Genomic DNA, 285 nt, shown 5'->3' on the forward strand with positions numbered 1-285 from the left:
CAAGAAGGTGTGCATAGAGCTACTCTCACAAATGTAGATAATAGTAAACAAGAGAGTTTTGGAAAAAAAGCTATGTACGAAGTTACAAAAGAAGGCCTAAAGAAAGTAGAGAAAATGCCAGAAACAACAGTTTTAGATGGAAATTAATTTGCCTGGTCTTTAAAGGGATATAATGATCGAGAAATCGCAAAAGTAGAGTATAACAAAGCAACAGAAAAATGCAGATTAAATTAGAAGCGGGTATACCCCATTCCTATTTTACTAGTACGTATGCAAGCATTAAAG

At 34.0% G+C, this 285-nt stretch carries 1 pseudogene; it reads left to right on the plus strand.

The window, feature by feature from the left end:
- Positions 1 to 285, plus strand: a pseudogene (locus QO049_RS30650) (putative mucin/carbohydrate-binding domain-containing protein); the annotation flags it as partial.

Origin of the sequence: Bacillus sp. RB3, assembly GCF_030164735.1 — a bacterium.
Lineage (GTDB): Bacteria > Bacillota > Bacilli > Bacillales > Bacillaceae_G > Bacillus_A > Bacillus_A cereus.